The following is a 24,448-nucleotide window of genomic DNA, read 5'->3' on the forward strand; positions in this document are numbered from 1 at the left end:
GTGACCCTCCACCTCACCGCCGCCCCAGCCCCCGCCGCCACCCCGCCCCGGCGCTCCGCCCTCGCACGCACCGTCGCCGTCGTCGTCACCGGCTCCCTGCTCTCCGTCCTCGACACGACGATCGTCAACGTCGCCCTGCGCCGCCTCACCGAGGTCTTCCACGCCCCCATCGCCACCGTCCAGTGGGCCACCACCGCCTACACCCTCGCGCTGGCCGCCGTGATCCCCACCGCCGCCTGGGCGATGGCCCGCCTCGGCGCCAAACGCACCTACCTGCTCGCCCTCGCCCTCTTCACCGCCGGCTCGCTGCTGGCCGCCTGCGCCTGGGACATCGGCGCCCTGATCGCCTTCCGCGCCCTGCAGGGCCTGGGCGGGGGCCTGCTGATGCCCGTCGGCATGACGATGGTGATGCGCGCCGCCGACCGCACCGGCCTGGGGCGGGCCATGGCCCTGCTCGGACTGCCCGTCCTGGTCGGCCCCGTGGCCGGACCGGTCCTGGGCGGATGGCTGCTCGACACCGTCTCCTGGCGCTGGATGTTCCTGGTCAACCTGCCCGTCGGACTGCTCGCCCTCGTCCTCGCCCGCCGCCTCCTGCTCCCCGACGCACCAAGGGAGCCGGCCTCGCAGGCGCCGAAACTGGACCTGCCCGGACTGCTGATGCTCTCACCCGGCCTGGCCCTGCTCCTCTACGCCCTCGCCGGCGAGCACCCCGCCTGGCCGCCCGCCGCCGCCGGCGCCCTCCTGATCGCCGCATGGACCCGCCGCTCCCTGACGATCCGTCACCCCCTCATCAACCTGCGCCTGTTGCGCGACCGGACCTTCGCCTCCGCCGCCGCCACCCAGGCCCTGTTCACCTGCGGCTACTTCGGCTCGATGCTGCTCGCCCCGCTGTACTGGCAGCAGGTACGCGGCCAGGGCGCCATGGCCGCCGGACTGCTCGGCGCACCCGTCGGCCTCGCCGTCGGGGTGACCATGCAGATCGCCTCACGGCGCCTGGACGCCATCGGCCCCCGCCGCCTCGTCCCGCCCGGCGTGGCCCTCGGCGCCCTCGGCATGGCCCTGACCGCCTGGCAGAGCGGCCAGGCGGACGTGCCCGCCTGGCGGGTCGTCACCGCCGCCATGGTCATGGGCACCGGCGCCGGCATGGTGCTCATGCCGACCATGACCACCGCCACCCGCCACCTGCCCCAGGACGAACTCGCCGCCGCCACCACCGCGCTGAGCATCAACTCCCAGCTCTGCGCCTCGATCGGCACCGCCCTGACCTCCACCACCCTCGCCGCCGCCGGCACCGCCCCCGCCGGCTTCCGCACCGCCTACACCCTCGCCGCCGCCGCCCTGGCCCTGGCCCTGCTCCCGGCCTGGGCCCTGGTGCGGCGGCGCGGGTGAACGCCCGTACGGAGTGCGGCTGTCGAGCAATCTCCCCGCCGCTCCCCGCCGCTCCCCGCCGTCCACCCGGCCGCCGGCCGGCCTGCGCGGGCCCCGTCAGGCAGCGGCCGCCGGGGCCCTGTAGGGCGCGAAGCCCGCGTTGGACTTGCAGCCGAGGTTCTCGAAGGTGCTGACCTTCGTGTCCGGATCGGTGGCGGTCAGACGGTACTTGCAGGCGCCCTTGAGGTAGCGGCCCTCGACCCCGCCGGGAAAGTCGATCTCCTTGTTCCACAGGTAGGGCGACTGGTAGTCGTTGACGCGGGCGGTGGCGTTGACGTCGATGCCGCCGGGCGCGTAGATCTCGTACACCCAGCCCGTCCTGGCGGCCCCGTACGTCGCGAACTTCTGCGCCACCCACATCGCGCAACTGGTGCTCAGGTGGGCGCTGTCCTGCCCGCCGCCCTTGACGATGTACTGGTCCAGCGGGATCAGCTGCTCGCCGCGGGGCACGAACCCGGATTGGAAGATGTCCTCCACGTTCTCCCGGGTGTCGCCGCGCCACAGCGTGTTGACGTCGTTGCGCCACCGCCAGCGCTCGGCCGTCGCCGTCTCCGCGACCGTCTGCGCGATCTGCGGCTCGGTCGTGGTGCGCCACCAGTCCGAGGCGCGGTAGTCGGAGACCGGCCCGCAGGGGCTGGTCAGCTCGTCCGCGGCAGCCGCCCGCGGCGCGGGGGAGGAGGCCGGGGCGGCGGCCGCCGGGGCGACGGCGACGGCGGAGACGGCGGAGGCGAGACACACGGCGGCGAGCACCCGCGAAGCGGCCTGCAGCATGGTGAGAGCCCATCAGTCGGACAACAGGACGGGCCCCTTTATAGGCGCGCCGGCCACGCGAAACGGGCAGCGATACGCCGGAACCACCTGACGAGTGGATTAAGTCGTACCGGCACCACCCGGCCCGGCCGCCCGCCGCCGGGGCCGCCGGCCGCCGGGCCCGTCAGACCCTCGGGTGCAGACTGGCCTGCTTGAGCGCCCGGTTGGCCAGGTGCCACCGCTCCTCGGGCACGGACTCCCAGAACGGATGCGCGGAGATGCGCTCCCCGAGCTCCAGCTGCGCACGGCGGGGCTCGGGCGACTCCATCGCCTCCGCCCACATCGTCCGCCTGGCGGCGTTGTACTCCCGCTGGAGCAGGATCAGGTCATCGGGGAAGGACCACTCGTCGGACATGCCCCGATCCTACGAACACCACCACCGCCAGGGGGAGCCCGGGCCGTCGCGCAGGCGTCCTTGACGGCCGGTCAGACCGGCGGCCGAAGCGCCCCGGCGGCACTGGTATCTTCCAGCGGTGCACCGAGACCCCAGCGACCTCCTCGCCCGCCTCGGCCGCCCCCTGCGGCTGATCGTCACCGGCGGGGGAACGGGCGGCCACACCTATCCGGCCCTCACCGCGATCCGCACCCTGCGCACCCGCCTGGCCCAGGCCGGAGGCGCCCTGGACGTCCTGTGGATCGGCACCACCGCCGGCCTCGAGGTACGAGTGAGCGCCGCCGAGAACATCCCGTTCACCACCGTCGCCACCGGCAAGATCCGCCGCCACGCCAACCCGCTCAGGATGGTCTCGCCCGCCAACGTCCGCGACATGGGCCGCGTCCCCCTCGGCGTGGCCCAGGCCCGCTCCGCAGTCGCCGCCTTCGCACCCGACGTGGTCCTCGGCACCGGCGGCTACGTCGCCGTACCGGTGGGGATGGCCGCCCGGATGTGCCACCGCCCGCTCGTCGTGCACGAGCAGACCGTCCGCCTCGGCCTCGGCAACCGGGCACTGGCCCGGATGGCCACCCGCGTCGCCCTCTCCTCCGAGTCCACGCTGCGCCTGCTGCCCAGGGCCGTACGCGCCAGAGCCGTGGTCACGGGCAACCCGGTACGCCCCGAAGTGCTCACCGGGCACGGGGAGAAGGCGATCTCGGCCCTCTCCCTGTGGGGCTTCGACCGGTCGCTCCCGACGGTCTACGTCACCGGCGGCGCCCAGGGCTCCCAGCAGATCAACGAGCTGGTGAGCGAAGTCCTGCCCTGGCTGCTCGGCCACGCCAACGTCATCCACCAGTGCGGGCCCGGCCACGAGGGACGGCTGCGCCGGCGCGCCGCCGCGCTGCCCGAACACCTGCGCCCCCGCTACCTCGCCACCGGCTTCGTCGGCCCCGAACTACCCGACGTGCTCGCCCTCGCCGACGTCGTCCTCTCCCGCAGCGGCGCCGGAACCCTCGCCGAACTGACCGCGCTGGGACGAGCCGCCGTCTTCATCCCCCTCGCGGCCTCCGCCGGCGGCGAACAGGAACACAACGCCCGCCACCTCGCCGACGCCGGCGCGGCACTCGCCCTGCTCGGCCCCGCCACCCCCGACGCCCTGCGCCAGACCATCGGCCCACTCCTGACCGACCCGGCCCGCCGCACGCGGATCGCCCAGCGGGCCGCCGAACACGGCCGCCCGGACGCCGCCGAGCGCCTCGTCGACGTCCTCCTGTCGGCCGTGGGGCACTAGCCTCGCAGGCACGGAAGGTACGGGACGGCACCGGGCGAGGCGCCCGCCGCCGGGTGAACACCCGCGCGTCATCAGGTGTGTTGAGAAGTTCTCCCGCCGTTCCCCACCGTCCGCCCCCCCGCCCGCCTGCCGGCGGGTGCCCGCCCCTGGCCTCGCCGCGCGCCGCCGGGCCGGGCGGCGCGCGGCGCTGACGGAGCAGGGCGATGTGCGGGCAGTAATGGAGCAGGGCGACGTGCCTGCTGGAGGAGGAGGCCAGTTCCGCTGGTGCCCTCTGGACCGGCAGCGTGTCTCAGGCGGCGGCGTGTGCGGGCCGTCTGCCGGTAAGTGCCGTGCGCAGGGCGGTTCGGACCCGCGCGGCACCTTCGGCTGCCACGTCCACGCCTTGGCCGGCCGTGGGGGTTCGGGCTGTCAGGCCGGCGCAGGGGCGACAGATGCCCGGCCGGGGCACGGGATCGTGGCACTTGGCGCACTCCGAGTACCGGGCTGCGACCGCTGCGCCGGGGACGGGGGGCATCTTGCGCTCCAGGCGGTAGCGCAGCACCGCCACCGCCGAATGCATCGGCACGGGCAGGCCCGGCACCAGCGCGTGGGCGAGGTCGGCGGCCGTGCTGCCGCGCGCCAGCCACTGCGCGACCAGGGGCGCCAACTCCCGTGCCTCGGCCTCGCCGAGGCGCAGGCGCGGCTCGGGCCGGATCACCCGGAACAGGGTTTCTACCGCCTTGAGTTCGGGATCCGAGGGCGCGGGGAGGGTGGGTTCTTTCCGCCGGTTCTTTACTACTTGGCCGACAGCGCGCCCGGTGGCCCCTCCACCGGAGGCCGGAGGGGTGACACTCGGCGGCCCGAGTTGCGGGGTGTCGTAGACGTGGGTCTCGGTGACGATCCTGCCGTCCGGCAGACGGACCTTCTCGACCCGGTAGTACCCGGCCTCGGTCAGCTCCTTGAGCGCCTTGCGGATCGCGCCGCGCCCCTGCGGGCTGGTGTCGGCCATGTGCCGCCCGTCCTCGCGCCACCCGTCCGGGCGGGAGAGCAGGTCGGCGAGTAGGCCGCGGGCGGTGTAGGACAGCCGCCGGTACTGCAGCACGCAGTTGGGCAGCACGGTGAAATCGCGCACGTGGGCGCTACGATGAACGCGCATTGGGAGTTCGGACTCCTGGTGCCGGACCCCGGGATGTTGGCGCATCGCCGGGGTCGCCTATTTTCTATTGGTCCACGGAACGTACCACAGCGTCCTGACAAACAAGCCGCTTCCATTGCAGACGTATTGACGGATCGTCAGATCACGCACCCGCTTCGGAGTCAGGGCAGAATGTGGCGCTCGGGGGTTACTCCTCCCGGTGCGCGAGGGTGACCGTCACGTGGTCGGCCGCGAACCGGCGAAGTGCCTCGACGGTCAGGCGCATCCCGACGCCCTTGCCCCGCCACTCCTGCGACACCTCCACCGACTCCAGCAACAGCAGGAGCGATGGACGCAACTCGGCGACCACCGGGGCGAGTCCGCCGTCCTCGGTGAAGATCGCGCGCGGGATGCGGTCGAGCAGGCCGGGGTCCGCTTCGAACGCCTCCCGGGGGTTCGGCGTCACCTGCAAGGCGGTAGCCAGGTTGGGTAGCCACTTGACCGGCGTACGCCCGCCGTTCTCCCAGCGGGACACCTCGTCGCGTGTGACGGACTCTCCCGTCAACTCCTCGAGTCGGGCCGCCAGTCGGCGTTGCGACCAGCCCAGCCCCAGGCGAAGCTCCCTGATCAGCTCCCCGATGGCGGTCATGGCGGCAGCCTACGCCTGCCGGCCCGAGGCCGAACGGCAGAACATCCTGCCTGACGCCCCGCCGGGGGCTCGCATGAAACGCAACGCGGCGCCGGGCAACGGCGCGCGCCGTTTCTCCTTCGCCGTCACCGGCCTCAGCCTCACCGCGACTTCCGGGGCCGGCCCTCGTGCCGGTCGCAATCGCCCGCTACGTGGCGGTGTACGGGTCGACGATGGCGTGGTGCCGCCGGGCGGTCTCCAGGACCTCCTGCGGAAACCGGGGGCCCGCGACGTAGTGGCGGCCCTTCGTCTGCCCCACCGCTGTCAGCAGTTCCGCCTTGGTCAGGGCCTGCAGGTCCCTCGTCGCCTGCTGGGTGTTGATCGCCTCGGCCTTCTCGTAGCGCGAGCGGCGCACCCGCCCCACCATCGCCACTTCGTGCAGTGCGGTCGTCTGGCGTTCGGTGATCCCGTACCGGTCGGCCGCCTCGACGAGCTGCGTCCAGCAGTCGTTGGACCGGTCGACGCGGCGCTGGACCCGCTGCGTCTGCTGGTGGTAGGCGAGGAGGTTGAACTTGATCCAGGGCAGGGTGTTCCGCTGGGGCGACCAGACGGGACCGCCGACCTCGCGCAGCACCTTGTAGTACTCCCAGGTGTTGCCGGGCATCCCCAGCCACTCCTCGATCGAGGAGAACTCGGGGGCGAGGACTCCGCCCCGGGCGATCAGGAGGGTCTGCAGGGAGCGGGACATCCGGCCGTTGCCGTCCGACCAGGGGTGGATCTTCACCAGGTTGAGGTGCGCCATCGCGGCCCGCACGAGGACGTGGTGCTCGAGGTCGCCCTCGTTGAGCCAGTCGACGAGCTCACCCGTCAGAGCGGGCAGCAGCTCGTGGTCCGGTCCCTCGTAGTCCGTGGCGAGCTCGTCGCCGGGGGCCGTGATCCGAACGGCCTTTCTGCGCCATTGGCCGGCGGTCCTGCGCGGGTGGTGGTGGCCCTGGAGCATCCAGTGCAGGGCGTTGAGCAGTTCCTTGCTGTAGCGGAAGTCGGCGGCGTCGTGGAGGGACTGGATGTAGGTCATGGCCTGCTGGTAGGCCAGGGTCTCCGCCTTGTTCTCGTCGCTGGCCTCGACCTCGCGCTCGCCGTCCATGATGTCGGCGACGTCCCTTGCGTCGACCCGGTAGCCCTCGATGGTGTTCGAGGCCGCGATGGCACTGGCCGTGAGGGCCTTGCGCAGGTCGAGCGTCCACTTCATCGGCGCCTGCTGGACCGCGTGCCGCAGCCGCTCGCGCATGGAGTCGATCTGCTCCAGGACCTGGTGGTCGACAGGCTCAAGGCGGGGTGTCTGATACAGCATGAGTCAATGATACCCATCTCCTATCATTCAATCCAGCCGCCGAGGCCCCGCCGAGGCCCCGCCGCGGCCTCCGCGTCAGTCCGCGCGCAGCACCCGGGACACGTAGACCCGCGGCGGGCGCTCCTACCAGCGCGAGCGCCGAAACCCACCCGCCCCGGCCCCGGTCGGCCGCGCGGCTCGAAGAACCAGCGGCCCACCGCGCGCTACGAGGTGGACAGAGTCCTGGCCACCGGCGAGGCGTACGCCCCGCCCGCCCACCACAAGAAGGGCGCCAAACCCAACGAACCGCTACAAAAGAATCGACGAGCTCAGGTGGTGACGAGGTCCGACGGGTCGGTGTTCGCCCCGCACAGCACCACGGCCACACGCTCGCCCTCCCCGGGAACGTAGGCACCGGAGGTCAGCGCGGCGAGCGCCGTCGCGGCGGCGTGCTCGACGGCCAGGTGGCGCTGGTCCCACAGCAGTTGCCGGGCGGCGCGGATCGCCTCGTCGGTGACGAGGACGGAACGGGCCCGGACGCGCTGCGCCCAGTGCAGGGCGGTCTCGCTGACGCGGCGGGCTCCCAGGGAGTCCGCCGCGACCGAGTCCACCGGGACGTCCACGACCTCACCGGCCTCGATCGCGGCGTTCAGCGCCCGGCAGTTCTCCGGCTCGACGGCGACGACCCGCACCCCCAGCGTGTGGGCGGCCATGGCGGTGCCGGCGAACAGCCCGCCGCCGCCCACCGCGACGACGACGGTGTCCAGGCCGGGGACCTGGGCGTGGATCTCGCCGAGCAGGGTCCCGGCACCGGCGGCGATGTACGGGTCGTCGTACGCGTGCGAGGCCAGAGCCCCCGTCGCGGCGGCGAACTCGGCCGCAGCGGCCGCGGCTTCGGCGTACTCGGCGCCGACCTGGCGCACGTCCGCGCCGAACGCGCGCAGCCTGGCGACCTTCACCGCCGGGGCGGTGACCGGCACGAACACGGTGGCCCGGATGCCGTGACGCTGCGCGGCCCACGCACACGCCAGCCCGGCATTGCCCCCGGAGGCGATCACCACCCCGGCCCCGGGCATGCTCCCGGCCGCCAGGTGCGCCCCGATGAAGTTCGCCGCGCCCCGGTCCTTGAAGGACCCGGAGGACTGCGTGAAGTCCAGGGCGAGGAAGACGCGGGCGGTGCCGAAGGTCTCGCGGTCGATCTCGAACACGGGGACGGGGCGGATGACGCCGTGGACGCGGTCCTTGGCGGCCTTCACGTCTTCGTACGTCGGGAACGGGTCGGTGGTGGTGGTCATAGGGTGGATTCTCCCAGGGGCGGCGGATCGGTACCCGAGGGCGAGTTCATCGTCAGGCTTCCGGCCTGAATGGTGCCCATGATCAGAGAGGCGTGCGATGCCATCGAGCGTGCCCAGCTTCGCTGACCTGCTCGAGCAGTGCTGGCGCTCCGCCGTCCATCTGGAACTGCGGGACGCGTACGCCCCGACCGAGCGGTTCGAGGCGTGGCGGCGCGGCGAGCGGATCGACTGGGCGGACCGGCAGTCCTGGTGGCATCCCTACGACCAGTTGATCACGGACACCGTGGCGCGGGGCGTGGCCGTCCGGCGGGCCCGGATCGTCTCCGAGCCCGTGTCCGAGTACATCCGGTGGGAGCACTACGTCACCCACGCCAACGTCACGGCGGGCGAGGACGTCCGCTGGCTGCCACGGCGACGGGCCACGGGCATCCCCCTGCCGGGGAACGACTTCTGGCTGTTCGACGGGGCGCTGCTTCGGGTGCACCACTTCTCCGGGGACGGCGCGGTGATGGAGGACGAGATCACGGCGGACCCGCAGACCGTGAAGCTGTGCGCCACGGCGTTCGAAGCGGTCTGGGAGCACGCGATCCCGCACCACCTGTACGCAATCTGACGAAGGCCAGCCAGCTCCATGCCCGCGCACCCCTCCGAAAGCGCCCAGAAGGCCATGAGAGGCTGTGTGGACATCCGCGCTTGATTGCCTTGCAGCGCACGTCCGCCGCCGTTCCCCACCGTCCGCCCCCCACCCGCCTGTCGGCGGGTGCCCGCCCCTGCCGCGGGTTCGGCGCCCGGCCGCACCGGCCGGGCGCCGGACCGCTGCCGACGTCCGGGGGGCGTTTCAGGGTGTCGGCCAGCCGTGGAACGCCAGGCCGCCGGGGTCGGTCAGGGCGCCGTGGATGCCGGCGGCCGGGTAGGGGATGAGGTCCTCGGGCAGGTCGTGCTCGGCGAACCAGCGCAGGTCGAGGCACTTGTCCGGTTCGCGGTTGACGGGCTCGCCGCTCCACTCGGTGGCGACGTAGAACAGGCCGAGGCGCTGCGTGGTGGGGCTCTGGTGGTGCAGGACGGTGTAGGCGAGGTGCAGGTGCTCCGGGTCGACTTCGAGTCCGGTCTCCTCGTGCAGCTCGCGGGCCGCGCCGACGGCGGGCTTCTCGCCGGGGTCGAGCTTGCCGCTGGGGGCGTGCCACTGGCCGTGGCCGTAGGGTCCGCCGCGCTGGGACAGCAGGATCTCGCCCCCTGGGGCGCGCACGATGACGTGGACGTCCACCACCGGCGGGGCGGGTGCGGGGCTGGTGCTGTCGGTGCTCATGGTCTCTCTCACTCTCCCGAGGGGCTGTGGTGCCGGCGCCCGCCCGGGGCAGTTGCGTCCGCCGCCCGGCCCGCGCGGGCCGGGCGGCGGACCGTTATGCCTGGGGTGTCAGCCCTGGCCCGGGAGGGGGTTGTCGGGGTGGTCCAGCCACACGGTGTGGCGTTCGGGGGTGACGGTGAGGCCGAGGCGCTCAAGGCCGGGGCGGCCCTGGTCGTGCCACCAGCGGTGGGCGGTTTCCAGTTCGTCCCACAGGCTGCGGGGCCCGGACTGGGAGACGGCGTGCGGTCCGTCCCAGTCGGCGTAGCGGCAGTGGGCGTAGGAGGTGCCGTCCCAGATCTCGGTGCGTCCGGTGCCGTGGCGGTCGTATCCGGCCCACACGTCCTGGCGGTACAGGTCCGGCAGGCGCAGGCCGACGGCGAAGGCGGCGTGGGTGTGGTCGGCCAGGTCGGCGGGGTCGGTTGCGGAGGCGCTGCGGCGGATGTCGTCGATGTCGAACTCGCCGCTGTCGGGGCGCTGGTCGCGCACCCACATGAACGAGACGTCCTCGAGGAAGGGGCCGCTGGCCGAGCGGCCGTCCTGGGCGACGGTGAGCCGCAGCAGCGCGCCGTTGCAGAACGGGGTGCCGTAGGGGGCCAGGACGATCCCGCCGGGCCGGGTCTGTTCGACGATCGTCCAGGGGAGGTGCCGGAGCGCGGCGGTGAAGTGCACCCGGTCGAAGGGCGCGCCCTGGGGGTGGCCCAGCGTGCCGTCGCCCGTGACGACGGCGGGGTGCAGGCCGGCGGTGTGCAGCCGGTGGCGGGCCCGGTCGGCGAGGTGGGGGTCGACTTCGACGGTGGTCAGGTTCGCGTCGCCGACGCGGCGGGCGAGCAGGGCCGCCGTCCAGCCGGTGCCGGTGCCCACCTCCAGGACCTTCATGCCCTCGGCCACGTCCAGGTGGCGGAGCATCTGCGCGACCACGGTGGGCATGGAGCTGGACGACGACGGCGTGTCGCCGCCGTCGTAGACCTGTGTGACCAGGGCCAGGTCGGAGGTGACCAACTCCTCCCACCGGTGGGGGAGTTCGGCGCGGTCGACCCACTCGCCGTCGTGGAGGATCCGGTCCGGGGTGAACACCTCGCGCGCCGTGGCGCGGAAGGTCTCCTCCCAGTCGGCCGACAGCGCCCCGCACTCCCGGAGCACGTCCGTCAGCTTGTCCCAACTCATGTTTCCCCCTTACGGCTTGGACGGCTTGGGCAGGTCGGTGGGCGGCGCGTCGCGCTGGCCGTCGTGCGGCGCGGTGTCGGGCTTGCCGGAGTGGCCCCCGCCGCTGCCGCCGCCGGCCTTGCCGGGGCCGTCGTTGCCCGATCCTCCGCCGTGCTTTCCCATGGGATTCCCTTTCCGTGAACGGACTTCGGCGCTGGTCCCGAGCGGGCGCCGCCGCAGGCAAGTTGCTGCGGCGCCGCCCACTCGGCGGTGTGCTGTCAGGCGCGGGCGGTGACGGGGATCCCCGGCCCGGGACCGGGCGGCGCGGGCGGGCCCGGAGGCGCGGGCGGGGTCGGCGGCTTGGGCTGCGGCGTGCTCATACTGCTCTCTCTTCACACAGGTGGGCGGGCCACCGGCTGGTGGCCTGACTGCTCGGTGTTGCGGGCCCGCCCCGGGCGCTGCCACCTGCCAGGGCCGGCGGCCGGGGGCGGGGCTCCGGTGACCCGTGCCGATGTGCTTGCTCGTTCGGAGGGTCGGTTGCGAGGGCCCGGCCTGAAGGGAGGGGCCGGGCCCCGTTTCGGAGGCCCAATTCGCCAACGGGCCAACGGGGTTCACCGAACCTGGCGCCCTCGCCGGGCGGCGCGGTCCGGTGCCGCGGTGGGCCCCCGCGCCGGTCGGAGCAGCGGCGCGGTGCTCTCCCGCGACCCGCCCCTCACGGGGCGGGCGCTGCGGGGATCGGGGTCACGCCGCCGGTATTCGCTCCAGCGCCGCCGGGCCTCCCCGCGGCGCCGACACCGCCGACCGGCGCCGCTGCGCCCGCGCGGCGACACGCAGGCCCGCTGCCACGGGACGGGCTGGTGCGGGCAGGTCGAACTCCGCCCACACCGACTTCCCGCCCCCGGCAAGGGAGTCGACACCGAACCGGTCCGCCACGGCCAGGACGAGCGCGAGCCCACGCCCGCCGACGTCCTCCCCGTCCGCAGCGCGGCACACAGGCCGTCCGGCCCCGGGATCGCCGACGCACACCCGCAGCGCACCGTCCTCGGTGAGCCCCAGCGCCGCGCCCAGCACCACATCCGCCCCTGCGCCCCCGCAGCCGTGAACGACCGCATTGGCGGCGAGCTCGGACAGCACGAGCCTCACATCGTCCACGAGACCTTCCAACTCGCCCACATCCAGGCCGAGTTCCCGTATCGCCCGCTGCGCCCAGCGGCGGACGGAGCCGATGCTCGCCCGGTCGGCGGGGAACCTCGTCGTGACGGTTCGTGACCTCGGTTCCATGGGAGCCTCACTCGATCGGGGGCCTGGCAGAGTTCCTCGACGCGTCCCCGACAGGTGGATGATTCACCATCAATCAGCTCAAAAGGACCGCCGATTCCGAGAACCGGCGATACGTTGGGAGCCGTACCGGGGCGCCTGATCAGTTCAACACCGCACCAGTGCCTCTCGGTACAGGCTTCGCCACGGAAAGTGGTTTTCAGGGTTAACAGCCGAGACCGGGGTGGAAACTCATGACGGCGGCATCCGGCACCGCGCTCCAGCGGTTCATCAGCGGCCACGGGCTGAAGCTCGAGGCCGTGGCGCGCGCCCACCGCGAACAGGCCGCGCTCAACGGCGACCTGGACGTCCGCACTGGCAAGGCGACGGTGTCGCTGTGGTGCAGTGGGCAGCGGCGGCCGAGGGGACGCAGCGCCGAGTACCTGGTCCAGGCATTGAGCAAGACCGTCGGTCGGCTGGTCACACTGGACGAGATCGGGTACGGGGACGTACAACCACAGCAGTCGCCGACGCTGGCGGTCGACCCGGTCGCCGCCACCACCGACCTGGGAAGGGCCCTCATGGACGTGAGCCGCCGTGACATGCTCCACAGGGCCGTCTACGTCTCAGGGGCCCTGGCCCTGCCGCTGAACTACGACCACGAGGCCGTCGCCCGCGCACTGCACGCCCGCCGGCCCGGCGCCAGGGTCGGCCGGGCCGACGTGGCCGCCGTGCGCAACACCGTCCAGGCGTTCCGCGCGGCGGACGAGCAACTGGGCGGCGGCCACGGCCTGTCGGCCGCCACCTTCTACCTCACCGACGCCGCCGCCCCGATGCTCAGCGGCCGCTACGACGACGAGGCGGTGCGCCTGGACGCCTACGGCGCCGTCGCCGAACTCGCCTACCTGCTCGCCTGGAAACACCACGACCTCAACCAGGAAGGCGCGGCCCAGCGCTACTACCTCCTCGGCTACCAGCTCGCCTGCGTCAGCGACTTCCACGGCCACGGCGCCTGGATGCTGCGCGCACTCGCCCACCAGGCCCTCAACCTCAAACAGCCCGGCCACTGCGTCGACCTCGCCGAGGAGGCCCTGCGCCGCTCCGCCGGCCACGTGGACGCGCAGACCCGGGCCCTGCTCCTCATCACCAGCGCCCGTGCCTACGGCGCCACCCGCCAGGGGGACAAGGCCGCAGCCGCCCTGCTGTCCGCCGAGGACGCCCTCACCCGCGCCGACGGCCCGGTCGCCGACTACGCACTGGCCGCCGGCCCGCCCGGCGCGACGATCAGCTCCCACACCGGCAAGACGCTCTCCGAACTCGGCGACCACAAGAACGCGGAGAAGCACCGCCGCAACGCCCTGGTGGGCCGCGACCCGCACCGGTTCCGCCGCATCCACGCCCTCACCATGGACGAACTCGCCGGCACCCTCGACAAACAGGGCCTCATGGACGAGGCCGTGGCGACCTGGGGCACCGCACTGGACTTCATGGACGGCGTCTCCTCGGCCCGCAACACCGAATCCATCAAGGCGATGCGCACCACCATGCGCCGATACCAGGCCCGCGGCGTCCCCGGCGCCGGAGCCCTGTCCGAACGCGCCCGCAAAGCCCTCGCCGGCTGACCCACCACCAGCGCCCGGGAGAACGAGATGACCGACACCCGCCGGCCCGGGATCACCGCCCGGCAGTGGGCGGACGCCGCACTGGTCTGGGACTACCACCGCATGGGCCACGAACGGCGCCCGTGCGACGTGGCGATCGGCCTGGGCTGCCACGACCTCGGCGTCGCCGCCGAGACCGCCGCGCTCTACCTGGACGGCCTGGTGCCCAGGATCGTGTTCACCGGCGGGCCCAACCCGGCCCGGCCGGAGCGCTTCCCCCGCGGCGAGGCCGCGCACTTCACCGAGCACGCCCTCGCCCTCGGCGTGCCCGCCCACGCGATTGGCTCTGTCCATGAGATTCGACAGCGTTTGTTCATGACTTCAGACAGCAGGGCTTGGTCAGGCGATTCGAACAGCGCAGTCCTGCAGCCCGTTTGGTCACCCAACCGAATGAGGCCGGCCAACCAGGCGGAGTATCCAGGCTGACCAGCCTCGTCGCTTCGTCGGTTCGTTGCGTTCAGCCGAGACTCTGCGACCGCGAGGCCGACGATGGCGGCGAGCATCCGCGCCGTGCCGGTGACGACCGCGATCTGGGATTGTCTTCCTGATCTCGCAGGTCAACGCGAAATCAGACGTTCTGTCATAGGAGGCACGCTCAGGTCTTGTCTCGGCTGAGAACGTCGCGCCGCCCCTGGCACCGCTCGGCTGCTTCCTCGGCTGATCAGGGGGCGCACTCGTGGGCGCGGTGAACGACGGCCGGGGTCACTGGGGGAGGGTGACCAGGACGCGGCCGCGGCTGCCAGCGTCGACGCGGTCGTGGGCCTTGGCGATGTCCGCCAGTTCGTAACGGTCGCCGACTTCGACGGTCAGGGCGCCCACGGCGGCCGCGGCGGTCAGATCGCGTGCTGCCTGGCGTTTCGCCTCTTCGGGGAAGTCGTCGCTGCCGATGAGGCGCAGGATGACGTTGTTGAACAGCAGCGGCCAGAAGGGGATCTCGGTCCGGTCCGCGCTCGTCGCGTAGGCGGCGATGACCGCGCCGTTCGCGACCACGGCGTTGTCGAGGTCTGCGTTGTCGGACAGGGATACCTCGACGATCCGGTGCACGCCCTCGGGTGCGTACGCGCGGATCGCCGCCGCCGGGTCCTCCTGGTCCAGGGCCACGGCGTGGGACACGACAGCCGGATCGACCTGTGCGAGATCCGCGCCGCGCCGGACAGTGGCGATCACCCTGGCCCCGCCCCAGCGGGCGAGCTGCGCGGCCAGGGAGCCGACCCCGCCCAGAACGCCGTGCACCAGCACGAGCTCGCCGTCGACCGGTCCGTCGGCGAACACGGCGCGGTGGGCGGTGATGCCGGGGATGCCCAGGGCCGCGCCGACCTCGTCGCTGAGGTGGTCGGGCAGCGGAACAGCCAGATCGGCGGGTACGACGGTGTACTGGGCGGCCGTGCCGAAGGGCCGGTAGGACTGGGCGCCGTAGATCCACACCCGCTGTCCAAGCCTGCGCTCGTCGACTCCCTCGCCCGCGGCGTCGACGACTCCGGCGGCGTCGCTGTGCGGGATCACCCGTGGGTAGGGCATCGAGGAGCCGAGCCAGCCGCGCCGCTTCTTGGTGTCGCCGGGGTTGACACCGGAGACGGTGACGCGGACGCGGACCTCGCCGGGGCCGGGGGTGGGGTCGGGCAGCTCGCCGACGCGCAGCACGTCGGCGGCGGGGCCCTGTCGGTCGTACCAGGACGCAAGCATGAGCGGTTACCTCCGGGGCTGGTCAGCGCACAGGTCGTCCGAGCGTAGAGGGGTCTGTCTCGGTGCGCGCGGTGACTGGCTCGTCACCGTCCAGAACCTGGTGCAACCAGGCCCGTTCGGCGCTACTGATGGCGCGGGCGGTCAGCAGCATGCCGCGCCGGTAGGGGTCGGTCATGTCCTCGGCACGCAGCGGCCGGTCGCCGTCGTAGAAGAAGCTTGCCGGCTGCTCCAGGAACTCCAGTCGCCGCCGCAGCACCGCGTGCTGTTCGGCGACGTCCGGCAGGAGGGACAGGAACGCCAGGACGGTGAAGAACCGCGTGAAGTCGCTGATCTCGTGGTCGGCGGGCGCGCGCAGCCGCTTCAGCAGGTCGGTGCGCCCGGCGTCGGTCACGCTCAGTATGTAGCGGGCCGGGCCCGCCGCTGGGTCCGTGCGCCGTTCCAGCAGGCCCGCCGCGGCGAGACGCTTGATCGCCGGGTACAGACTGCCGTCGCTGACCGGCCGGGTGTAGCCCGTCAGCTCCGAGAGTCGGCGGCGTAGTTCATGTCCGGGCAAAGGCCGCTCGGCCAGGAAGCCCAGTATCGCTAGGTCAAGCATGTCCCTATCGTCCCACACCTACATCGATTCGATGTACACATCGATTCGATGTACTGTGGTACTTCCGCTCGCTCGTTGCGAGGGGCAGTGCACGAAGAGAGAGGCGGACGGACATGTCGCCGCAATCCACCGAATCCGTGATGAGTCGCTTCGTCGAGTTCATCAACACAGCTGACGAGGACCTTGCCCGTGAGGTCATCGCCCCCGATGCCGAGTTTCATGCGCCGAGCCACGCGGAACCGCTGCGGGGCCCTGAGGGCTACCTGGAGCTGATCGCGATGATGCGCGCGGGGTTCCCGGATGTCCGGTGGACTCTGGAAGAGACCGTCACCGAGGGCGACACGGTGGCCGCCCGGTTCACCATGCGCGGAACGCATCAGGGCGAGTTCTTCGGAATCCCGGCCAGCGGAAAGACCATCTCGGTCCAGGCCATGAACTTCTACTACCTGGCCGGCGGAAAGATCATCAAGGAGCGGGGCCAGCCCGACCTCCTCGGGGTGTTGCAGCAGATCGGTGCCGTGCCTGCGCCTTGAGAGCGCAGGTCCGCCGGCGGCAGCGCCGGACGTCCACCGGCTTCCGGCGGTGCGAGGGTGGCGTGCCAGACCATTGGCCCTGGCGCACCACCCTCGTCTCATGTCACCTCGCCGGTGGTCAGCTCTTCGCGTCCGGTCGCGACTCGGCGGCCGCGAGGCCGGCGATGGCCACGAGCATCAGCGCCGTGCCGACGACCGTGGCCGCGGTGAGCCGCTCGCCGAGGAGCGGGCCCTCTCTGCGGAGCTGCGATCCACCGCTGTGCCGCCGCAGTGGCCCTAGGAATCGAACACGGGCGACCTGGGTGCTGTCCGAAGTCATGAACAAACGCTGTCGAATCTCGTGAACAAAGCCACGCGATCCACCGGGAACCGCGGGCCCGCAACACCGGGCAGAACATCCACTTCTCCCGCGAGGTCCTCCAGGCCGCCGGTGTCGACGTGCGCTCGGTCCTGCTGGTCAGCACGCCCTACATGCAGCGCCGTGCCTACGCCACCTGCCGCAAGGTGTGGCCGGAGGTGGAGGCGGTGTGCGCCTCGACCCCGATGAGCCTGGACGACTACGCGAGGACGATCGGCGACGACGCTCTCGTGATCGACAGCCTCGTCGGCGACCTCCAGCGGGTGATCGAGTACCCGAGGCGAGGCTTCGCCGTCGCCCAGGACGTCCCGCACACCGTCCGCGACGCCTACCGGCGGCTCCTGGCCGACGGATTCGACGGCAAGTCGCTCACCTGACCCGCACCGGCGACCGCACGCGCCACGGCGCCGGGTCGCCTCGCACGGCGTGGCGGGCGGGAACAGGCATGCCCCCGCCCGGAGTTCAGCCCGGTCCGAGGCGCGCGAGCGAGGAGCGGACCGGGCCGAGTCCCCGTCGGCGATCTGCTCTGCGTTGAGCGTCGGCTGAAGCAGGTGCCGCCGGCCTCAGGTGACGTAATATGTGCTCTTAGGCGATGGCTATTACATTGCCGATGGGTGGGGTCACAGCTTCGGGAGGGCTTGATGGTCGGGGACATGGTCAGGACCTGGGCGGCGGGCTGGGCAGTGTCCCGACGGACGCCCGCGCCGGTCGAGATGCCCTGGGGGTACTACATCGAGGTGGCCGACAACCCCGACGAAGTGGGGCGCCATGTTCTCCCCGAGGCCGAGGAGTCATTGGTCCGCAGCGCCGCTGCCTGCGTGTCCGCACCGCGGACCTGGATGAAGATGCCCGCGGAACCGGAGGAGATCGAACCCTGGCTGCCCGGTGGATGGGTGGTGGCTTGGGAGGAGACCGGACATCTGATGGCCGTCGACCTGATGGCCACACATCCGGTCCCGCCCGACGGGTACACCACGACGGTCGAGACCGTAGGAGCCGTCACCTGCATCCGGGTGCTGGATGCGGCAGGCGAGCAGGCCGCCAAGGGGCAGCTGGCCGCCCTTGGGGAGGCCGTGGTCGTGGACCGGGTGGTGACGGAGGAGAGCCACCGGCGGCGCGGACTGGGCGGCTTCGTGATGCGTTCGCTCGCCGACCACGCCCTGCGGGAGGGCGCGGTTCTCGGTGTTCTCGGCGCAACGGACGCTGGGCGCGCGCTGTACGAGTCGCTGGGCTGGAAGAAGCACGCAACGCTCGCGGAGTGCATCTACCGGCCCTGAAGCCAGAAGCACCCCTCTTGCAAGAAGCGGGACACCGACAGCAGCGAGATTCGACCTGGCCCGGCATCACGATCTCGGAAACGGCCGGCGACTTCGGCGTCCCCACACCCTGAACCGACACGAAAGGACCCCGCCGGAGTTCAGCCCGGTCCGAGGCGCTCGAGCGAGGAGCGGACCCGGTCGAGCCCTTCCGCCCTCCAGTGGTCCCGGTCGGGCATCCGGTCGTCCCGGCGCCAGCGCCAGGCCGAGAACATGGCCCAGTCCACCGCGCGGCACCGGTGGACGAGGTCCTGGTCGGCTCCCGCGTAGTGCTGCGCCACCTCGTCGGGCGCGTGGGCGAGGTCGAACTCGACCGGGCCGCGGCAGCACGTGACGAGGTCGACGAAGAGCGGCCCCCTGTTCGTGCCGAGGAGGTTGCCCGGGTGCGGTTCGCCGTGCAGCAGCTGGTCGCCGGCCTTGTCCGCACCGATCTCCGCGCCCAGGTCGCGCAGGGTGCCGATGAGCAGTTCCCGGTCGGCGCCGGGCAGTTCGGCAGAGCGCTCCCGGTCCTCGACCACCCTCAGGGCTCCGGCGACCCGGTCGCTGAAGTGCGGTGCGTCCAGGTCGATCCGGCGCAGCGCGGCATGGTGGCGCATGAGCGCGTCCGCGTAGTCGCCCGGTGCGATCTGCGGCGCCACGGGCTCGTAGTAGGTCCACAGGGAGACGGCGAAGCCGTCGCGCACGTGGACGCGGGGGGCGACCCGGGGCTCCAGAACGGCCACCGGGGCGCCGGCCTCCGCGAGCCGGCGGGCGACCTCCACCTCGAACGCGGAGTCGGCCAGCTGCCCCGACGGCGCGACCCGGGCCAGCACGTCGCACGGCAGCAGGCGCAGCGCCACGCGGTCCGAGTCGTGGACGACGACCACGTCCTCGACGACAAGGCCCGCCCCCGAAGCGGCCGCCCGCCCCGCCTCGACCGCGCGGCGCAGTTGCGAAGGTTCCATCGGCGCATCATGCCACCGCCCGTTCGCGTGCTTGCCGGTGCCGTTCGGACGCACCGTCACCGGCTCAGTCGCCCCCGGCGCCGGCGAGGCGGGCGGCGAGGCGGTGGGCGCCGTCGCGCAGGCGCTGTTCGCCGAGGTGGGGGAGGAGGGCGTGGACGTGTTCGGCGGCGAGGGTGGCGAGGAGGGAGTGGGCGTCGTGGTCGGGGTCGGGGGTGGCGGCGCGGGTGAGGAGGAGGGCGGTGTGGCGGTGCCAGAAGCGGTAGGCGCCGATTTGGTAGCGGGCGCCGGGGGTGGCCGTCTCGGACATGCGCACCAGGTCGAGGTGGGGGAGCAGGTAGTCGAGGTAGGCGTCGACGAAGGCTGTCAGCCGTTCGGCGGGGTCGGGTTCGGGGGCGCCTGCGGGGCCTGGGCCGAGCGGTGCGGGGCCGCGCAGGACGGCGTCCTGGAGGACGCGTTCGCGGGCGTCGAGCAGGGCGGCGCCGAGTCCGGCCTTGCTGCCGAAGCGTCGGAACAGGGTGCCCTTGCCGACGCCCGCCGCCGCGGCGACCTGGTCCATGGAGACGGCCGCCACCCCGTGTTCGGCGAAGAGCCGGGCGGCGGCCTCCAGGACGGCGGCCCGGTTGCGGGCGGCGTCGGCGCGCTCGGCGGGCGGCGGGGTGCGCAGCAGCTCCAGCGGGACAGGGGCGGGGCCGTCGGCGGCCAGGGCGTCCGCCGGGGGGATTGCAGAAGCGGACTGTGGTCCGCTACGGTCGTGAGCCATAACCGGACTATAGTCCGAATCTCAAGGAGGTAGCGGCATGACCGCGCTCATCACCCGGGACGACCTCGCGGCCGCGATCGAGACCGGCTCCGTCACCGTCGTCGACACCCTCGGCGGCGACCACTACGCCCGCCAGCACCTGCCCGGCGCGCTCGCCCTCGTGCGCGACGACGTCGACACCCTGGCCCCCGCCCTGCTGCCCGACCTCCACGCCGCGATCGTCACGTACTGCTCCAACCCCGCCTGCGCCAACAGCGGCCAGGTCGCCGACCGCCTCACCGCCCTCGGCTACACCGACGTGCGCAAGTACCGCGAGGGCATCCAGGACTGGACCGAGGCCGGCCTGCCCGTCGAGTCCGCCTGACCGCAACCACCGGGAGGGTCAGGGGCAGCCGATCCGCACGGCGACGTTCTCCACGACGGCGCTGCCGTCCAGGGTCTGGCCGGTGATCAGGAGGCGGGCGCCGACGTCCTGTGCCCGGAGGGGCAGGTGCCCGCACCCGCCGAACGGGCCCGCGCGGAAAGCGCCCGCCGAACGGGCCTGGTCGGCGCGTCGCCCCCGCCGTCAGTTCCTGCCCGGCAGCGTCATGCCGTCGCTCAGGAACGGCCCGACGGCGGTGCCGGGGGCGCAGATCGCGAAGGCCCGCACGTTCTCGGGCCCGCTGCCCCAGTTCTTCGCCCGGACGATCCACTGCCGCCCGGTGGCGTACAGGAAGTCGGGGTTGATGTTGCCCGTCGTGGCCGTGCCCATGCCGCCGCCCGTGGGCACCTGCCCCTCCGGGCACAGGACGTCGGCGCCCGCCTCCTGCCCGGGCTGGAGCGTGATGTTGTCGCCGAACACGTACTGGTAGGTGGTCCCCGCAGCAGCAGCAGCGGCGGCGGGCGCGGGGCCGCCCTGCGCGAAGCCCAGGGCGCAACCGAGGGCGCCGGCGCCCAGGACCAGGGCGGGAATGCGGAGCCGCTTCATGGCGGTGAACCTTTCGAAGGACCGACGTGTCGCCACATCCGATAGCCCCCGCCGGGCGCGCCCACTCCCTGTTCCACCCGAACGACCCAAGCAGAAACGATCACCCACCGCCCGTCCGGGCGAACACCCCACCACCACCACGCCGGACCTGCCTAACCCCCCTGCTCCGCCAGCGACTTGACCCCCGCCAGCGTCGCCTCCACCCCCGCCCGCAGCTCGGAGAGGCGGAACGCGACGAACTCCTCCTCCCGCTGCGGCTGCGCGTCGATCGCCACACTCAGCCCGCTGCGCCCCGGGCCGATGACCACCGACAGCCGCACCCGCACCCCGCCGTCCCCGCCGCCGGACAGGTCGGCGAGGTCGGCGACGTCGAAGCGCCAGCGCGCCAGCGCCCCCGCCAGGGCGTCGACCGGCTCGCCGTAGCAGCCGTCCGCGTCCATCACGCCCCAGGCGAAGACGCGCCCCTCGACCAGCTCCGTCACCTCGCAGACGGTCCGCCAGTCCGCCGTACCCGCACGCCGGTTGTGGCCCTCGAACCGCGCGCCCACCGCGGGGCCGCTCGCCCCGTCCAGCCAGGCCGTGCGCTGCAGTTCGGGGCTGAGCCGGGCCGGCAGGGCGATGTCGCTCACCAGCTCCCACACCCGCCCGGGCTCCGCCGCCACGACCACCTCGCCGTGCGTGCCCGGCCCCTGCGCGTACCGCATCCCCCGCACCCCCACATCCGTTGCGTCCCCCGACCGGGTCGGCACCCGCCGTGCCCCCGCCTCTCGGCGTCCGGAGCGCCGCGAAGGCAGCGGGCGGGTTGCCGCCCACCTCGTCGCCGCCCACTTCAGCGGGCCCACCAGCGATGATCGATCCCCCTCGACACCCAAGTCAATCCACCGATTCCCTGGGACACCCCCAAGCGATACCTTGGATGACCATGACCCTCGACGATCTGCGCGTCTTCGCCGCCGTCTGCCGGGCCGGCTCCCTGAGCGCCGTCGCCCGCGACCTGACCTGCAGCCAGTCCGCCGTCAGCCAGCACGTCAAACGCCTGGAACGCGAACTCGGCCTGCCCCTGGTCGAACGCCACCCGCGCGGCGTCGTCCCCACCGCTGCGGGACGCCTGCTCCACACCGCCGTCGCCGGCGGACTGGGCGGCATCGACCACGCGCTGCGCACCATCGCCGAACTCGCCCACGGCGAGGGCGGATCGGTGCGGGTGACCACCGGCGCGGTGAGCATCCGGCACTTCATGTCGGGCGCGGTGGTGGACTTCCGCCGCCGCTACCCGCGCGCCAGCCTGGAGTTCCAGACGGAGGTGTCCAGCCGCAGCTGCCTGCAGGCGCTCGCCGCGGGCCGGGTCGACCTGGCCTGGATCACCATGGGCGCCGCGGTGCGCGGCATCGAGCAGCGCAGCGTGGTCAGCCTGCCCTGGGTGCTGGCCGTCGCCGCCCAGGACCCGCTGGCCGCCCGCACCCGCGTCGACGTCACCGACCTGCAGGACGCCCGCCTCATCGGCCTGCCCGCCAACTCCGTCGCCCGCTCCCAACTCGACGCCCGGCTCGCGGACTTCGGCATCCGCCCCGTCTTCGACACCGGCGTCGCCGACTGGGACACCGCCATCCTGCTCGCCGAACTGGGCCTGGGGCAGGCCGTCGTCCCCGCCCTGCCCCAGTGGCAGGGCCCCGGCCACCCGGGCCTGCGCCTGCTGCCCCTGCCCGGCCTGCCCCCGCTCACCGCCGGCTGGGCCGTGCGCGACTGGACCACCCTGGGCCCTCTCGCCCGCACCTTCGCCGACACCGTCGCCGCCCACTTCACCCACCCGCCGGCCCCGCCCGCCGACGCGTGAACGAAACGGCGCAGCGGGCGCGGCGGCTCGTCAGCCCGCGCCGAGGACGTCCTCGCGCACCGCGTGCCAGCGCAGGGAGTCGCGGATGCCGTCCTCGAGGGTGTGCTCGGGCTTCCAGCCGAGCAGGGCGGCGGCGCGGGTGCTGCGGGTGTAGGCGCCGGCGGCGTCGCCGGGGCGCGGGGCCGTCTCGACGACCTCCAGCTCCCGCCCGGTGACCGCACCGAAGGCCGCGACCAGTTCGCGCACCGTCGTACCCGTGCCCGTACCGAGGTTGATCACCTGGTAGCCGCCGTCCCCGGCCTGCGCCACCGCGTCGAAGTCGAGCAGCGCCCGCACATGGGCGTCGGCGAGGTCCCAGACGTGGACGTAGTCGCGGATGCCGGAGCCGTCGCGGGTGGCGTAGCCGGTGCCGGTGAGGGTGAACGCCTCGCCGCCGTGGTGGCAGTCGATCATCCTGCCCAGCGCGTGGGTGGGCCGGCGCACCTGCAGGCCCGAGCGCAGGCGCGGGTCCGCGCCGATGGGGTTGAAGTAGCGCAGGGACACCACCCGCAGGCCCCCCGCGGCGGCCACGTCGCGCAGCACCAGCTCGAAGACCTCCTTGGTGCGCGCGTACGGGCTCAGCGGCGCGGTGGGGGAGTCCTCGTCGACGGCGAAGTCCCCGGCGAAGTCCCCGGTGTGGTCCCCGATGAGGTCCCCGCCCGCCCGGTACAGCGACGCGGAGGAGGAGAACAGCAGCCGCGTGCAGCCGTTGCGCTCCAGGTGGCCCAGGAACGCGATGCCCTTGGCGACGTTGGCCCGGTAGTAGCCCAGCGGGTCCGCCACCGAGTCCGGCACCACGATCAGCGCCGCGCAGTGCACCACCGCCGCCACGTCCGGATGCTCGGCGAAGACCCGGTCCACCAGCGCCCCGTCGGCGATGTCCCCCTCGTAGAACACGCGCCCGGCGGCGAACTCCCGCCGCCCCGTCACCAAACTGTCCAGCACGACCACCTCGTGCCCCTCGTCCACGAGCCGCGAGGCGACGGTACTGCCGATGAAGCCGGCACCGCCGGCGATGAGGACCTTCACGACGGATGCGCTCCTCGCACTCGACACCACGGACCCGCCACCCCGGGGCGGCGGATTCCGGCGACCCTACACCGGCCCCGCCCGCCGGCCACCCGTGGCCGCGACCGCGCATCCCTGCTATGGAGGGGGACGCCCGTGCCCGGGTCCGCTCCAACGCGGCCCCGGGCACGGTGGATTGACGGTGCGTCAGACCAGGGCGAGGCTGATCTGGTCGTTGAAGACGACCCAGTGCTGGCCCGGGTCGGAGGTGTCGCAGGGCTTGGTGGAGATGTTCGGGGTGCCCCAGGCGTCGGCCAGGCAGTAGGCGGGCGCGAAGGTCAGGGAGATCTGCTGGCCCGTCACCGTCCAGTACTGGCCCTGGTCGGAGGCGTTGCAGGGCTTGGTGGACACGTCGGTGGCGTTCCAGGTGTTGGCCAGACAGTAGGCGCGCGCGTTGCTCAGCGCGATCTGCTCGCCCGACAGGGCCCAGTGCTGGCCCGCGTCACCGCCGTTGCACGGCTTGGCGGAGATGCCCGCCGCGCCCCAGGTGTTGGCCAGGCAGTACTGGTTGGGCGTGCGCACGGCCGCCCGGGCGGTGCCCGCCCCGCCCGGGCCGAAGGCCGGCAGCAGGGAGGCGGCCAGGGCGGCCGCGGCGATGGCGAGCGTCTTGCGCAGGGCGAAAGCCATGAGGGGGTTTCCCGTTCTCGCTGGGGGCCGCACCGCTCCAGCGCGGCCG

General features: G+C 73.0%; 27 protein-coding genes and 2 pseudogenes. 10 read left to right on the forward strand and 19 right to left on the reverse strand.

Going from position 1 to position 24,448, the window contains the following annotated elements:
* On the forward strand, nucleotides 1–1,389 hold the full coding sequence (locus ACIBCA_RS20595) for a DHA2 family efflux MFS transporter permease subunit (RefSeq protein ID WP_396284369.1): 1,389 nt from the start codon (nucleotides 1–3) through the stop codon (nucleotides 1,387–1,389).
* Nucleotides 1,390–1,485: 96 nt separating this feature from the next.
* Here ACIBCA_RS20595 and ACIBCA_RS20600 read toward each other — a convergent pair whose 3' ends face one another.
* Nucleotides 1,486–2,199 carry a hypothetical protein gene (locus ACIBCA_RS20600; RefSeq protein WP_396284370.1) on the reverse strand — a complete coding sequence of 238 codons (714 nt, stop codon included), beginning with the start codon at nucleotides 2,197–2,199 and terminating at the stop codon, nucleotides 1,486–1,488.
* Nucleotides 2,200–2,362: 163 nt separating this feature from the next.
* Nucleotides 2,363–2,593, reverse strand: coding sequence for a hypothetical protein (locus ACIBCA_RS20605; RefSeq protein WP_396284371.1), 231 nt, complete (start codon nucleotides 2,591–2,593; stop codon nucleotides 2,363–2,365).
* Nucleotides 2,594–2,711: 118 nt separating this feature from the next.
* Here ACIBCA_RS20605 and ACIBCA_RS20610 point away from each other — a divergent pair, with 118 nt between their 5' ends.
* Complete coding sequence (locus ACIBCA_RS20610; RefSeq protein ID WP_396284372.1) at nucleotides 2,712–3,902, forward strand: UDP-N-acetylglucosamine--N-acetylmuramyl-(pentapeptide) pyrophosphoryl-undecaprenol N-acetylglucosamine transferase; 1,191 nt, start codon at nucleotides 2,712–2,714, stop codon at nucleotides 3,900–3,902.
* Between the two features lie 289 nt (nucleotides 3,903–4,191).
* On the opposite strand, the gene ACIBCA_RS20615 is transcribed toward ACIBCA_RS20610, so the two are convergent.
* The 4 genes from ACIBCA_RS20615 to ACIBCA_RS20630 form a co-directional block, all read right to left on the reverse strand.
* Complete coding sequence (locus tag ACIBCA_RS20615; RefSeq protein WP_396284373.1) at nucleotides 4,192–5,037, reverse strand: hypothetical protein; 846 nt, start codon at nucleotides 5,035–5,037, stop codon at nucleotides 4,192–4,194.
* A 187-nt stretch (nucleotides 5,038–5,224) separates the two neighbouring features.
* Complete coding sequence (locus ACIBCA_RS20620) at nucleotides 5,225–5,665, reverse strand: helix-turn-helix domain-containing protein (protein ID WP_396284374.1); 441 nt, start codon at nucleotides 5,663–5,665, stop codon at nucleotides 5,225–5,227.
* A 187-nt stretch (nucleotides 5,666–5,852) separates the two neighbouring features.
* The gene (locus ACIBCA_RS20625) at nucleotides 5,853–6,995 is read right to left on the reverse strand and encodes a Fic family protein (RefSeq protein WP_396284375.1); all 1,143 of its coding nucleotides are present in this window, start codon (nucleotides 6,993–6,995) and stop codon (nucleotides 5,853–5,855) included.
* A gap of 308 nt (nucleotides 6,996–7,303) precedes the next feature.
* On the reverse strand, nucleotides 7,304–8,269 hold the full coding sequence (locus ACIBCA_RS20630) for a serine/threonine dehydratase (protein WP_396284376.1): 966 nt from the start codon (nucleotides 8,267–8,269) through the stop codon (nucleotides 7,304–7,306).
* A 97-nt stretch (nucleotides 8,270–8,366) separates the two neighbouring features.
* Here ACIBCA_RS20630 and ACIBCA_RS20635 point away from each other — a divergent pair, with 97 nt between their 5' ends.
* A complete protein-coding gene (locus tag ACIBCA_RS20635; RefSeq protein WP_396284377.1) occupies nucleotides 8,367–8,882 on the forward strand; it encodes a DUF6879 family protein in 516 nt (171 codons plus the stop codon).
* Nucleotides 8,883–9,107: 225 nt separating this feature from the next.
* Here the strand turns inward: ACIBCA_RS20635 and ACIBCA_RS20640 are convergent, their stop codons facing one another.
* The 4 genes from ACIBCA_RS20640 to ACIBCA_RS20655 form a co-directional block, all read right to left on the reverse strand.
* On the reverse strand, nucleotides 9,108–9,575 hold the full coding sequence (locus ACIBCA_RS20640; protein ID WP_396284378.1) for an NUDIX domain-containing protein: 468 nt from the start codon (nucleotides 9,573–9,575) through the stop codon (nucleotides 9,108–9,110).
* A gap of 108 nt (nucleotides 9,576–9,683) precedes the next feature.
* A complete protein-coding gene (locus tag ACIBCA_RS20645; protein WP_396284379.1) occupies nucleotides 9,684–10,778 on the reverse strand; it encodes a protein-L-isoaspartate O-methyltransferase in 1,095 nt (364 codons plus the stop codon).
* A gap of 9 nt (nucleotides 10,779–10,787) precedes the next feature.
* The gene (locus ACIBCA_RS20650) at nucleotides 10,788–10,940 is read right to left on the reverse strand and encodes a hypothetical protein (RefSeq protein WP_158845688.1); all 153 of its coding nucleotides are present in this window, start codon (nucleotides 10,938–10,940) and stop codon (nucleotides 10,788–10,790) included.
* A gap of 558 nt (nucleotides 10,941–11,498) precedes the next feature.
* Nucleotides 11,499–12,038: an ATP-binding protein gene (locus ACIBCA_RS20655; RefSeq protein WP_396284380.1), complete on the reverse strand. Its 540-nt coding sequence runs from the start codon at nucleotides 12,036–12,038 to the stop codon at nucleotides 11,499–11,501.
* Between the two features lie 230 nt (nucleotides 12,039–12,268).
* On the opposite strand from ACIBCA_RS20655, the gene ACIBCA_RS20660 reads away from it, so the two are divergent.
* Nucleotides 12,269–13,636, forward strand: a complete 1,368-nt coding sequence (locus tag ACIBCA_RS20660; RefSeq protein ID WP_396284381.1) for a tetratricopeptide repeat protein — start codon at nucleotides 12,269–12,271, stop codon at nucleotides 13,634–13,636.
* Nucleotides 13,637–13,663: 27 nt separating this feature from the next.
* Nucleotides 13,664–13,957, forward strand: a pseudogene (locus ACIBCA_RS20665) (YdcF family protein); the annotation flags it as partial.
* A gap of 420 nt (nucleotides 13,958–14,377) precedes the next feature.
* Here ACIBCA_RS20665 and ACIBCA_RS20670 read toward each other — a convergent pair.
* Together ACIBCA_RS20670 and ACIBCA_RS20675 are read right to left on the reverse strand one after the other, a co-directional pair.
* Complete coding sequence (locus ACIBCA_RS20670; RefSeq protein ID WP_396284382.1) at nucleotides 14,378–15,358, reverse strand: NADPH:quinone reductase; 981 nt, start codon at nucleotides 15,356–15,358, stop codon at nucleotides 14,378–14,380.
* Nucleotides 15,359–15,380: 22 nt separating this feature from the next.
* Nucleotides 15,381–15,953, reverse strand: a complete 573-nt coding sequence (locus ACIBCA_RS20675) for a PadR family transcriptional regulator (RefSeq protein ID WP_396284383.1) — start codon at nucleotides 15,951–15,953, stop codon at nucleotides 15,381–15,383.
* A gap of 113 nt (nucleotides 15,954–16,066) precedes the next feature.
* Between ACIBCA_RS20675 and ACIBCA_RS20680 the strand changes: the two genes are divergently transcribed.
* Nucleotides 16,067–16,486, forward strand: a complete 420-nt coding sequence (locus ACIBCA_RS20680; RefSeq protein WP_396284384.1) for an ester cyclase — start codon at nucleotides 16,067–16,069, stop codon at nucleotides 16,484–16,486.
* Between the two features lie 118 nt (nucleotides 16,487–16,604).
* On the opposite strand, the gene ACIBCA_RS20685 is transcribed toward ACIBCA_RS20680, so the two are convergent.
* Nucleotides 16,605–16,805: a hypothetical protein gene (locus tag ACIBCA_RS20685; protein WP_396284385.1), complete on the reverse strand. Its 201-nt coding sequence runs from the start codon at nucleotides 16,803–16,805 to the stop codon at nucleotides 16,605–16,607.
* A gap of 35 nt (nucleotides 16,806–16,840) precedes the next feature.
* On the opposite strand from ACIBCA_RS20685, the pseudogene ACIBCA_RS20690 reads away from it, so the two are divergent.
* Together ACIBCA_RS20690 and ACIBCA_RS20695 are read left to right on the forward strand one after the other, a co-directional pair.
* Nucleotides 16,841–17,221 (forward strand): annotated as a pseudogene (locus ACIBCA_RS20690) (YdcF family protein); the annotation flags it as partial.
* A gap of 276 nt (nucleotides 17,222–17,497) precedes the next feature.
* Nucleotides 17,498–18,121 (forward strand): GNAT family N-acetyltransferase, encoded by a 624-nt coding sequence (locus tag ACIBCA_RS20695; protein WP_396284386.1) that lies wholly within the window; start codon nucleotides 17,498–17,500, stop codon nucleotides 18,119–18,121.
* Nucleotides 18,122–18,261: 140 nt separating this feature from the next.
* Here the strand turns inward: ACIBCA_RS20695 and ACIBCA_RS20700 are convergent, their stop codons facing one another.
* Both ACIBCA_RS20700 and ACIBCA_RS20705 read right to left on the reverse strand, forming a co-directional pair.
* On the reverse strand, nucleotides 18,262–19,104 hold the full coding sequence (locus ACIBCA_RS20700; RefSeq protein ID WP_396284387.1) for an aminoglycoside phosphotransferase family protein: 843 nt from the start codon (nucleotides 19,102–19,104) through the stop codon (nucleotides 18,262–18,264).
* Between the two features lie 64 nt (nucleotides 19,105–19,168).
* Nucleotides 19,169–19,864 (reverse strand): TetR/AcrR family transcriptional regulator, encoded by a 696-nt coding sequence (locus ACIBCA_RS20705; protein WP_396284388.1) that lies wholly within the window; start codon nucleotides 19,862–19,864, stop codon nucleotides 19,169–19,171.
* A 37-nt stretch (nucleotides 19,865–19,901) separates the two neighbouring features.
* Between ACIBCA_RS20705 and ACIBCA_RS20710 the strand changes: the two genes are divergently transcribed.
* Nucleotides 19,902–20,228, forward strand: a complete 327-nt coding sequence (locus ACIBCA_RS20710; RefSeq protein ID WP_396284389.1) for a rhodanese-like domain-containing protein — start codon at nucleotides 19,902–19,904, stop codon at nucleotides 20,226–20,228.
* Nucleotides 20,229–20,429: 201 nt separating this feature from the next.
* Here ACIBCA_RS20710 and ACIBCA_RS20715 read toward each other — a convergent pair whose 3' ends face one another.
* Together ACIBCA_RS20715 and ACIBCA_RS20720 are read right to left on the reverse strand one after the other, a co-directional pair.
* A complete protein-coding gene (locus tag ACIBCA_RS20715; protein WP_396284390.1) occupies nucleotides 20,430–20,831 on the reverse strand; it encodes a hypothetical protein in 402 nt (133 codons plus the stop codon).
* A 152-nt stretch (nucleotides 20,832–20,983) separates the two neighbouring features.
* Entirely contained in the window at nucleotides 20,984–21,535 is a 552-nt protein-coding gene (locus ACIBCA_RS20720; RefSeq protein ID WP_396284391.1) for an SRPBCC family protein, read from the reverse strand.
* Nucleotides 21,536–21,753: 218 nt separating this feature from the next.
* Between ACIBCA_RS20720 and ACIBCA_RS20725 the strand changes: the two genes are divergently transcribed.
* On the forward strand, nucleotides 21,754–22,665 hold the full coding sequence (locus ACIBCA_RS20725) for a LysR family transcriptional regulator (RefSeq protein WP_396284392.1): 912 nt from the start codon (nucleotides 21,754–21,756) through the stop codon (nucleotides 22,663–22,665).
* Nucleotides 22,666–22,695: 30 nt separating this feature from the next.
* On the opposite strand, the gene galE is transcribed toward ACIBCA_RS20725, so the two are convergent.
* Nucleotides 22,696–23,733 (reverse strand): UDP-glucose 4-epimerase GalE, encoded by a 1,038-nt coding sequence (gene galE / locus ACIBCA_RS20730; RefSeq protein ID WP_396284393.1) that lies wholly within the window; start codon nucleotides 23,731–23,733, stop codon nucleotides 22,696–22,698.
* 186 nt (nucleotides 23,734–23,919) lie between these two features.
* The gene (locus ACIBCA_RS20735) at nucleotides 23,920–24,399 is read right to left on the reverse strand and encodes a ricin-type beta-trefoil lectin domain protein (RefSeq protein WP_396284394.1); all 480 of its coding nucleotides are present in this window, start codon (nucleotides 24,397–24,399) and stop codon (nucleotides 23,920–23,922) included.
* Between the last annotated feature and the right edge of the window lie 49 nt (nucleotides 24,400–24,448).

This window comes from Kitasatospora sp. NPDC051170 (assembly GCF_044455705.1).
Lineage (GTDB): Bacteria > Actinomycetota > Actinomycetes > Streptomycetales > Streptomycetaceae > Kitasatospora.